8 protein-coding genes are annotated in these 10,009 nt (G+C 42.3%); 7 read left to right on the top strand and 1 reads right to left on the bottom strand.

Annotated elements, in window-relative coordinates; translation table 11 throughout:
• Nucleotides 1–253: 253 nt before the first annotated feature.
• The 7 genes from ACTIE0_RS11560 (at nt 254) to ACTIE0_RS11530 (ending at nt 7,731) form a co-directional block, all read left to right on the top strand.
• Complete coding sequence (locus ACTIE0_RS11560) at nt 254–385, top strand: hypothetical protein (protein ID WP_006622980.1); 132 nt, start codon at nt 254–256, stop codon at nt 383–385.
• 107 nt (nt 386–492) lie between these two features.
• The gene (locus ACTIE0_RS11555; RefSeq protein WP_006668296.1) at nt 493–3,525 is read left to right on the top strand and encodes a PAS domain S-box protein; all 3,033 of its coding nucleotides are present in this window, start codon (nt 493–495) and stop codon (nt 3,523–3,525) included.
• Nucleotides 3,526–4,035: 510 nt separating this feature from the next.
• Nucleotides 4,036–4,419, top strand: coding sequence for a response regulator (locus ACTIE0_RS11550; RefSeq protein WP_006622978.1), 384 nt, complete (start codon nt 4,036–4,038; stop codon nt 4,417–4,419).
• A gap of 142 nt (nt 4,420–4,561) precedes the next feature.
• Nucleotides 4,562–5,032: a POTRA domain-containing protein gene (locus tag ACTIE0_RS11545; protein WP_006622976.1), complete on the top strand. Its 471-nt coding sequence runs from the start codon at nt 4,562–4,564 to the stop codon at nt 5,030–5,032.
• 71 nt (nt 5,033–5,103) lie between these two features.
• Complete coding sequence (locus tag ACTIE0_RS11540) at nt 5,104–6,306, top strand: ShlB/FhaC/HecB family hemolysin secretion/activation protein (protein ID WP_235720149.1); 1,203 nt, start codon at nt 5,104–5,106, stop codon at nt 6,304–6,306.
• A gap of 232 nt (nt 6,307–6,538) precedes the next feature.
• A complete protein-coding gene (locus ACTIE0_RS11535) occupies nt 6,539–6,817 on the top strand; it encodes a hypothetical protein (RefSeq protein WP_006622973.1) in 279 nt (92 codons plus the stop codon).
• Nucleotides 6,818–6,819: 2 nt separating this feature from the next.
• Nucleotides 6,820–7,731 (top strand): SPFH domain-containing protein, encoded by a 912-nt coding sequence (locus tag ACTIE0_RS11530; RefSeq protein WP_006668294.1) that lies wholly within the window; start codon nt 6,820–6,822, stop codon nt 7,729–7,731.
• Nucleotides 7,732–7,741: 10 nt separating this feature from the next.
• Here the strand turns inward: ACTIE0_RS11530 and ACTIE0_RS11525 are convergent, their stop codons facing one another.
• Nucleotides 7,742–9,778 carry an NAD(P)/FAD-dependent oxidoreductase gene (locus tag ACTIE0_RS11525; protein WP_039932214.1) on the bottom strand — a complete coding sequence of 679 codons (2,037 nt, stop codon included), beginning with the start codon at nt 9,776–9,778 and terminating at the stop codon, nt 7,742–7,744.
• Nucleotides 9,779–10,009: the final 231 nt, after the last annotated feature.

The raw sequence follows: 10,009 nt of genomic DNA, 5'->3' as shown, positions 1-10,009 counted from the left end.
AGCCAGCATAGCTAGTGGGAAGGCGATCGCCACCGAAAAATCAACAGTGATTTTCGTTTATGGGTGGACTGAGAATCTCAGGGTCTGGAATTAACTATAGCAGTGAAATATAAGAAACTTATAAGACGGCGGGTGAGTTAGCCAAATTTATTTGGGGAGGTATGCGCCATAAAAAAACTCAGCCCCCCATATACCCTATCTATGTAAACAGCATCAGCCCTCGGAGAGAGTTTCTGAGTTGTGATAGGGGTAAGTGGCTAACACCTTCCTAGCCAGCATAGCTAGTGGGAAGGCGATCGCCACCGAAAAATCAACAGTGATTTTCGTTTATGGGTGGACTGAGAATCAATCAGGGTCTGGAATTAACTATAGCAGTGAAATATAAGAAACTTATAAGGTTCAAGAAAAAAATTTGTCAAGTCGCTATGACTTTAATATCAAAAGCGCTACTATCAAAACTATAAGTATATTTTCTTGCACTGATAGCAGATTATGGCTTCCACCGATATCAATTTTCCGGTTCGGCTTTTAGTGATTGCAGGCGAGTCTCCGAGTCGCGGGGAACTGGCTAACCTATTAACTATCAATAATTATCAAGTTCAGGTTATTGGTGATGGATATGAAGGTCTGGGGGTAGCGAAACATATTCCACCTGACCTCATTCTTTTAGATGTGAAATTACCGGATACTGATGGATATACGATCGCCAAACAATTACAAGCGCACACGGTAACCGCCAACATTCCCATTATGCTACTAGCTGAGTCTACAACCATATTTCGGGAAGTTCGCCGGTTGAACTTGCGAGTAGCAGATGTTCTGATTTATCCCTTAGATTTGGAAGAAGCACAAGGTCGCATTGAAATGCAACTGCTATCCTCCCACAGAGGGGATGATTTCACCCATCATTCAGGAATTACACAGCAATTACAATCGGTGAATCATCAATTAAAAACACTGATTGATAATTCTCCCATGGGAACTATTATTTGGGATCGAAAATTGCGGGTTATCCAATGGTCTAAGCAAGCAGAAGAGATATTTGGTTGGTCTGAGTCGGAAGTGTTGGGTAAGTCGATGAATGAATGGAAATTAATCTTTGAGGAAGATAGCGATCGCATTAATCGAGAAACTCAGACCATTTTTGCTAATCAAGAAAAAAGGAGGATTTGCATAAATCGTAATTACCGCAAAGATGGCTCAGTTATTTATTGTGAGTGGTACAATTCCAATTTTTACGATGAATCAGGAAAACTGAATATGTTGCTGTCTTGGGTTCAAGATATTAGCGATCGCCAAAAGACGGAAGCAGCTTTAATAAAAAGCGAGGCTAAATTTCGGACTATCATTGAAACGACCCTCGAAGGAGTTTGGATGATTGACAGTGACAATATGACCACTTGTGTCAATCAGCAAATGGCAGATATGCTGGGTTATACCCAAGAAGAAATAACTCAATCTTCCCTATTTAAGTTTGTGGATGAACAGGATTATCCAATAGTCGAAAATTATCTGCAACGTCGTCGTGAAGGTATTGCGGAACAACATGAGTTTAAATGGAAGCGGAAAAACGGAGATATTCTCTGGACTATACTATCAACTAATCCTATATTTGATGATGGTAAATATGCTGGATGTTGTGCGATTATCACAGATATTAACTATCGTAAAAAAACTGAAGTCGCCTTAATCAAAAGTGAAAAACGCTTTCAAGAAATTGCCTCTACTATCAGTCAGTTTTTCTTTGTAAAATGCGCCCATTCAGGACAATATATTTATTTAAGCCCAGCCTATGAAAAAATTTGGGGACGCACCTGTGAGAGTCTCTATCAAAATCCTGATTCTTGGTTAAATACCATCTACCCAGAAGACCGAGGAGCAGTAATTAATTATCAGGAAAAACAGCATCAAAATAATTTGGTTAAACGAGAATATCGGATTATTAGAAATGATGGTGTAATTAGGTGGGTTTATGAAGAAGTCAACATTATTTATAATGACGATGGTTCTCCCCTGCGTTATATAGGATTTGCGGAAGATATTAGCGATCGCAAAGAAGCAGAAATAGCCTTAGCAGAAAGCGAAGAACTCCTACGCATAGCGGTAAACCATGCTCCTGATGTTTTTGTAATTTATGACAGCGATCGCCGTTTAAAATTCGTTAACCGACGAGTATTAGAATTAACAAGCTGGTCAGAAGAAACATTTATTGGTCGCCGAGATGAAGAGCTATTTCTCCCAGAGGCAACTTCCCACTATTTACCCTTGCTAGAAAAAACGATCCAAACCCTAAGCATACAAATGGGCGAAGCTACTATTACGCTTCCAAATCAACCCCCAAAAACCCTGATTGTTAAATATTTACCATTGTTAGACAAACAGGGTAAACTTAGCCAAATTTTAGGTTTAACCTTTGATATCACCCACTATAAACAAGCCGAACAAAAACTCCGAGATAGTGAGGAACTCTTCCGCACTGCTTTTGAAGATGCAGCGATCGGTATGGCATTGTTATCCCCCCAAGGAAACTGCTTAAAAGTTAATCGCTGTATATGTGAAATGTTAGGCTACCAGGAAGCAGAACTACTCCAACTTCAATGTAAAGATATCACCCACCCAGAAGATTATGAGCAGGAGGTAAAATCCATTAAAAAATTGCTCGATGGTCAAGTTCAATATTACTATGTAGAAAAACGTTACCTTCATAAGCAAGGATATGTGATTTGGGTATTGTTAAGTATGTCGGTAGTCCGAAATATTGACGGGGTTCCTCTCTATTTTATTGCTCAAGCTCAGAATATCAGTGAACGGCGAGCTGTAGAACAGATGAAAAATGAGTTTATTTCTGTGGTTAGCCATGAACTGAGAACGCCACTCACCGCTATTCAAGGTTCTTTAGGACTGTTATCTTCTGGCTTGTATGATCACAAACCCCAGGAGTTTCATAAATTTATTCAAATTGCTTTATTAGAGACAGAAAGACTCGTGCGACTGGTGAATGATATTCTTGATATTGAACGGTTAAACTCGGGTCAGGTTGAATTTCAAATGGAGGCTTGTTCCGCTCAGGACTTGATGACACAAGTGGTTAAGAGTTTACAAGCGATCGCTCATCAAGACTCCATTACCCTCGAAATTTTACCCACCTCCCTTCAACTCTGGGCGGAACGAGATGCTATGCTACAAACTCTGACTAATTTGGTCGGTAATGCTATTAAGTTTTCCCCTCCCCATACCACCGTCACTCTCTCAGCTTATCCACAGGATGATATGGTGCTTTTTCAAGTCCGCGACCAGGGACGTGGCATTCCTCCCGAACAACTAGAAACTATCTTTAGTCGCTTTCAGCAAGTCGATGCCTCGGACTCTCGCCAAAAGGGTGGGACTGGCTTAGGTTTATCTATCTGTCAAAGTATTATTCAGCAACACGGCGGCAAAATTTGGGTCGAAAGTCAATTGGCTAAAGGCAGCACTTTTTATTTCACTATTCCTATGGTTATACATACCAACCGTACTGACCATTAAACTTGTTTTTAAAAACTCAATTTCCCCATTTAACAGTCATGATGCACAAAATGTGATTTTTGTCAACCCCCCGATTTTTGGCCGTCCATTTTTTCGGCAAAATTGGTGTCTCGGGATTAGCCATTTTCCGCCCACTGACATTTAAACTGACGACATAATCAGGGTTTTAGCCTCATTTTTGCTATACGCACACAAACAGCGCTCATTTTTAATTTTTTCCACCCTACCATAACCCCCATTCTCTCGTCAAATTTGTGGGAAATATTCTCAATAAAAATGTCATAAATATTTACAATTTTTTAAATATTAAAATCATTTTGCCAGATATATAAGTATGGCTTAACTCAAATGCCATCAGGGACAGACCACAGAAGTAACAGGTAAAAATTGATAATTATCTATATAACTTTCTGTATTCGTAGACCGGAAAAATGCTTGTCTATTTGAATCTAATAAGCCAGAGTAGTTTTATATTGCTTACATCGTAAATTGTGGCCTAAATTGTGACCTATGTCAAAACCCCAAATTTTAGTAATTGATGATGAAGAACGTATCCGGGAAATTGTCCGGGTTTGTCTGACCGATCTGGGAGGTTGGGATGTAATTACAGCCAAGTCTGGTCAAGAGGGGTTACAGAAAGCCAAAACGGAACATCCTGATGCGATTTTGTTAGATGTATCCATGCCAGATCTCGATGGTTTCGAGTTGGCCAGGCAATTCCAACAAACACCAAGCTGTCGAGAAATTCCGGTAATTCTGCTGACAGCCAAAGTGCTAAAACAAGATCGCGATCGCTTTGAACAAATGGACATCACCGGAGTGATTACCAAACCATTCAACCCCTTGACCTTAGCCCAACAAGTCAGGGACCTGTTAGCGACCAATTCTGATTAATCAGCCATTGAAACTAACGGCAACCTCTGGGAAATATTTAACCGTGTCAGACACAAAAAACCAGGCTAAAATGATGAAAATCTCAATATAGCTGGCAGTTACACATTGAGGAGTAAATATGGGCATCTGAACTCCAAAACCTATGTTCAATAACCTATTGAAGTTGCTACTAAATACCACTATTAAGATTGTAGCTATCACTTACCCTTGTGCTACCCTAGCCGAAAGCCTCTCCCCGGTCTTACCTGTAAATTTTCCAGAGGTTCCCAACACCATTCCATCACTACCAGAACGTCCCCAACCAGAACCCGAACTTCCCCCGCAGTTACCCACACCTGATCAGTTATTTCCTTCCCCTTTACCGACACCAGAAAATATCGAAGAAACTCCAGATGTATCTATTACTATTATTGTCGAACAATTCAGCTTTGAAGGAAACACAGCCTTTAGTAATCAACAACTAGCAGAAGTTACGCAATCTTTTCTAAACCGTCCGATTACGTTGGCGGAACTTTTGCAAGCACGTTCGGCGATTACCAATCTTTATATCAGCGAAGGTTACATCACTTCGGGCGCTTTTATCCCCCCCAGGAACTGCAACAGGGAACGGTAAATATCCAAATTTTATAAGGCGAAGTAACTGATATTAACGTCAGCGCTACAGGACGACTAAACCCCAATTATGTGCGTAGTAGTCTAGCTGTGGCTACGGCAAAAACCCTCAATCAAAATCGTCTACTGGCGGCGTTACAACTATTACAATTAAACCCCCTAATTGATACGATACAAGCGGAATTATCTACGGGAACTTGTCCTGGTCAGAGTATCTTAGACGTAGAATTTGCGACGGCTAAAACCTTCGATATTAATTTATTTGCTAATAACTATCGCCCCCCCAGTGTTAGCACGTTTCAACGAGGCATTGAACTGACAGAGGCGAATCTTCTCGGACAAGGAGATGGTTTAGGGATATATTATAGTAATACGGATGGCAGTAATGTAGTAGATATATTCTATGATTTTCCGATTAATGCCCGCAACGGTACGGTCGGATTTTACTTTAATTATACGGATAGTAATATTGTAGAACGACCTTTTAATGAACTGGATATTGAGGCGAAAAGCACGACCTTTGAATTGCGATATCGCCAACCTATTATTCAGACACCTACAGAAGAGTTGGCTTTGGGTGTTAGTTTCGCTCGTCGCCAAAGCGAGACATCTATTTTAGGCATAGGTTTTCCCTTAGCTAGAGGTGCGGACTCGGATGGTCAAACCCGCCTATCAATTTTGCGCTTATCTCAGGAATATACCAGGCGAGGAACTCAACAGGTTTTGGCGGCGCGATCGCAATTTAGTATAGGCTTAAATCTGTTGAACTCGACGATTAATGATGATGGTCCTGATAGCCAATATATAGCATGGCGAGGTCAAGCACAGTGGCTGCGATTATTAGCCCCAAATACCCCCGTATTATGGCGATCGGATATCCAATTATCTACACAGGAATTAGTACCCCTAGAACAAGTAGGATTAGGGGGATTAGACAATCTTCGGGGATACCGTCAGGATGCCTTATTGCGCGATAATTTTATATTTGCTTCGGCGGAGTTACGCTATCCCATTCTCCGAGTAGATAACAATAAGGGAATTTTACAAGTTACCCCCTTTGTCGATTTCGGTACAGCCTGGAGTAGCAACGCTGACGAATTGCAATTATCTGCGGAAACTTTAATGTCTTTAGGCTTAGGCTTGCGTTGGCAGTATGGTGATAATTTCCGCGCCAGGTTTGATTGGGGAATTCCCCTGATAGAACTTAGTTCCAATAAACGAACTCTCCAAGAACATGGGTTATATTTTTCGGTGGAATGGAGTCCGTTTAGGTAAATATTTCCTAGTTCATAGCCTCATCAACGGGGTTTGCCAAAACTTTAGGTAACAGTTACTAATGACTAAACCTACCTGCTGTTGAGGTTCGCCAGACAATCTTAAAAAAATCTTTGATATCTGTTAAATCCTAAAGCGATCGCCTATAATAGTACACAGGAGCTAAATAGATCGCGCATATTCACCCCATCGAGTTAACCCCCGGGCTATAACTCGATTCTATTCCCCAGTCATGAAAACCCTGCTTAAATGGCTAGTAGTTGGTTGTTTTGAACTCATCCTTTGCTTTTGGATTTTAGGAACTTCCGCCAACTTAGTTAGTTCCCCCAGTAACCTGAAAGTCTGGTTAGGAGTATTTGGCTACTTCACTGGATTAGTAATAATTCCAGGCTTATCGGTTTCTCATGTTACCCGCAAAATTCATCGCGCCAAAGTCGAACAAAAACAGCTACAAGCCGCATTTCCCGAAGATGAAACATCTTGGTTAAAACTGTTAGACTCCCAGAGGTAATTATGATGATGAAAAACGCGCAAATCCCCAATTTACTAGGGTTAACAGGATGCGCCATTTTGGTAAGTATGAGTATCTCTTCCTGTGGCGTAATTCCGGGAACCAGTGTTAAACGCATTCCCCCTGGGTATGTAGGACTGAAAGTGCAAATGTACGGAAGCAATCGCGGTGTACAGAATGCCACTATTAGCACCGGAAAAGTATGGTACAATGGTTACAGCGAGGAAATTATCGTTTTTCCCGATCACGTTCAATATTACATCCTCTCAGCGGCGAGAGATGAAGGTTCACCTATCGATGAAAGCATCTCTTTCGGAGTTGGGGGAACTAGCGTCAATGCAGATATTTCTCTATCCTACTTTTTCAATACGAACCAAATCAAGGATTTTTATGGTAAATATCTGAAAGACCCTGATGAGTTTAAAGCGACTTTAGTCCGCAGTGAACTCCGCAACTGCTTTAACCAAGAAGCAGCCGGATTAAGACCGGAAGATATTGTCGGAACTAAACAGCGAGAACTATTGACCTCGGTTCAAAACTGCTTAAACCAAAAATTTGTCGGCGTGGGGGTGGAATTTGATTCGATTGGGTTTGTCAGTAAGCCCCGTTTTGATAGCGCCATTGAAGCGCAAATGACCGCCCGTTTTCAAGCTGAACAACAGGCGATCGCCGCTCAAGCACAACTACAAGTCGCCCAAGCGGAAGCAGAACGTCAACTAGCGAAAGCCCAAGCGGACGCAGAAGCAGCCAGAATTGGTGCATCCACAGTCAACCCCATGACTATCAGACTCAGGGAATTAGAACTTCAGGAAAAGATGATTCAGAAATGGAACGGTGTACTTCCCCTATATCAAGGGGGTGTCGCCCCATTTCCCAGCTTTGACCCTAAACCGGCGACTTCTGCTAATAATTAATCATGAATGATTAAGAGGTCCTGGGTTGTAACTTCCTGAGAAGTGGTGGTTGATGCTGTCCCAAACCATCTGTCAGTACATAACTGGTGGATAATAATAACAGCCATAGCCCCGGATAACGAGGTTCTAACCAGGGTTGAAGGCGACGCGCGAGGGGGGGAACCCAACTAAATAGCCAACTGATGAACGCCAACCAGGTGAAGGTAAAATAACTAATCATCCAGCGGATAACTTCCCCAGTATTGACAAAATCTAAAATCCAAATCAGCAACTGGGGGTTCATGCGCGCGGCTTTCAAAGCCAGACGGTTAAAGGTCCACCAGTCTGTCCTATCCTTAATAAATGTATTAGCCACTTCTTCGGGTTCTGTAGCCAAAAGCCCAAAAAAAGTATTCAAAATGGAGTTGATTCTTTGAGGAGGAAGATAACGCCCGGTGGGAACCATCATTCCCTTAGAAAATAACCAAGTAACGGCGATATTGCTTTGGTAGGCGCGAATTTTATTCAGGTAGTATTTGGTTAGTAAATCATGCTTGAGTGCGGTATTTAATAAATCGGTTAAACGGGATAAATTCCGCACCAAAGAACCAAAACCTGTAAACACTAAAGGAGACTGAAGACAAGCAGCATCTCCAATAGCAATTAAACGGTCATAGGCGACAGTGCGATCGCTTCCTCCCAGACTGAAATAACCGGGAATATAGCCAAAAGTCGCCTTTTTCCACACCAAATTATCCAGATTACAACGACGATATTCTGGTAAAATGGTAAAGAAATCCTCGTACATTTCCAACAGAGAACCGGGGTTAATCTGATTAACCTGATGATAGTGAAACAGATAAATAGTCAACTCATCACCTTCGCCGGGGAACAACTCCCAAATCAATTGGCGACCCTTGGAAATATCCCCATGACTGTGGAGAACATCCCCATAATTAGAATCCCAAACTCCAGGTTCAAACCCACCATTAATCACAGCCCCGACGGTAGGACAAACACTATCAAAAGTGCGATCGCCATTAAGTTGCCAAGCAATAGGGGAAGCGGTCCCCATAGCATCAACCAATAACCTTCCCGTAGCTATGCGTTCGGAATTAGTAGTCAAATCAGTAGCGGTAACCTTAACGCGATCGCCCCCAATATCCGCCCGAATAAACTCGGTTTGATCCCAAATTTCTCCCCCCGCCTGTCGCAGTTTTTCACCACACAAAGACAGCAATTTATCGGTATTTATGGCTACATTCAACACCCGAGGAGTATGCAAAACTTCCCCCTTAGCGATGGGGGGATTATTAGCATCAAAAAACTTGTGGAAACCGTCTTTATACTCCCTAGCGATAAAACTCTCTACTTCCGCCCCGGTGAACAATCCCAGGTCAATTAAACTCTGTAATTCACTGCGAGAAATATTCCATTCCCGGTTCATCCGACCAAAGGGGAGACGTTCCATCAATAGCACCCGATACCCTAAACGTGCCATTACCGCCGCATGAATGACCCCTAAAGCCCCACCAACATAAATTAGGTCATAACTAGGCAACTCGCCATCAGAGTCGGTTCTCGCCTCAGTAAAAATGACCTGTTTAGGAGTTTGTGGATTTCTCACCCCCTCCCGCCAGCGTTTTTCCCACCAGTACACCCGTTTTAAGTCATATTCCCCATTAGGGATTTTCTGAAAATATTTGACCGTTTGGGGATAATAGGCAGCCAAAGCCTCAAAAATCGACTCCTTCGACAAATCAATGGCTGGAGGTTCAGGATACTGATAGGGAAACTCCTGTCTTAACCCAGTTTCCAGGCTGTTGAGTACCTGTTTTTCTTGAGAACTTCCCACAGTCCCCACCCGAAAAACCTTGAGATAGGTTGTGCGTTGGACTGACCAAGTAAACACCGACAATTCCCCAGACCCCTGTTGAGGAAATTTCAGGCGAAACCCGTCTGGGGTGATCATTTTCTCGCCCACCCCCGGATTAAACGTTTGCTGCAACCAGGTACAAACGCTGTGTGTATCGGGGTTAGGAATTTCCAGATATAGAATCTCTTTCATGTCCATGTCAATTTCTTTGGTACCTGAGTTGAGGCTTACCGCTTCACTGTTAACGAAATTAGCGATCGCACTATTACACTAAGGATAGGGGAAACTGCGCCAGCAGTAACTATCCAGAGGGCAGTAGAACAGGTAACAATAGTCTGTTATGCCACCATAACCAGATATAGCAGACTGTCAGTACCCTGGTCTATAACAGGGGAACTTCTAACCATAAGGAAATTCTCAATA

This window comes from Limnospira sp., assembly GCF_051859755.1.
Classification (GTDB): Bacteria; Cyanobacteriota; Cyanobacteriia; order Cyanobacteriales; family Microcoleaceae; genus Limnospira; species Limnospira fusiformis.
Note: the sequence above shows the minus strand (reverse complement) of the source record. Positions and strands in the feature narration are given on the sequence as shown.

Bases quoted from the DNA above. Each gene is read 5' to 3' on its own strand.
- ACTIE0_RS11555 (WP_006668296.1), top strand. From the start codon at position 493: ATGGCTTCCACCGATATCAATTTTCCGGTTCGGCTTTTAGTGATTGCA.
- ACTIE0_RS11530 (WP_006668294.1), top strand. From the start codon at position 6,820: ATGATGATGAAAAACGCGCAAATCCCCAATTTACTAGGGTTAACAGGA.
- ACTIE0_RS11545 (WP_006622976.1), top strand. From the start codon at position 4,562: ATGTTCAATAACCTATTGAAGTTGCTACTAAATACCACTATTAAGATT.
- ACTIE0_RS11550 (WP_006622978.1), top strand. From the start codon at position 4,036: ATGTCAAAACCCCAAATTTTAGTAATTGATGATGAAGAACGTATCCGG.
- ACTIE0_RS11525 (WP_039932214.1), bottom strand. From the start codon at position 9,778: ATGAAAGAGATTCTATATCTGGAAATTCCTAACCCCGATACACACAGC.
- ACTIE0_RS11535 (WP_006622973.1), top strand. From the start codon at position 6,539: ATGAAAACCCTGCTTAAATGGCTAGTAGTTGGTTGTTTTGAACTCATC.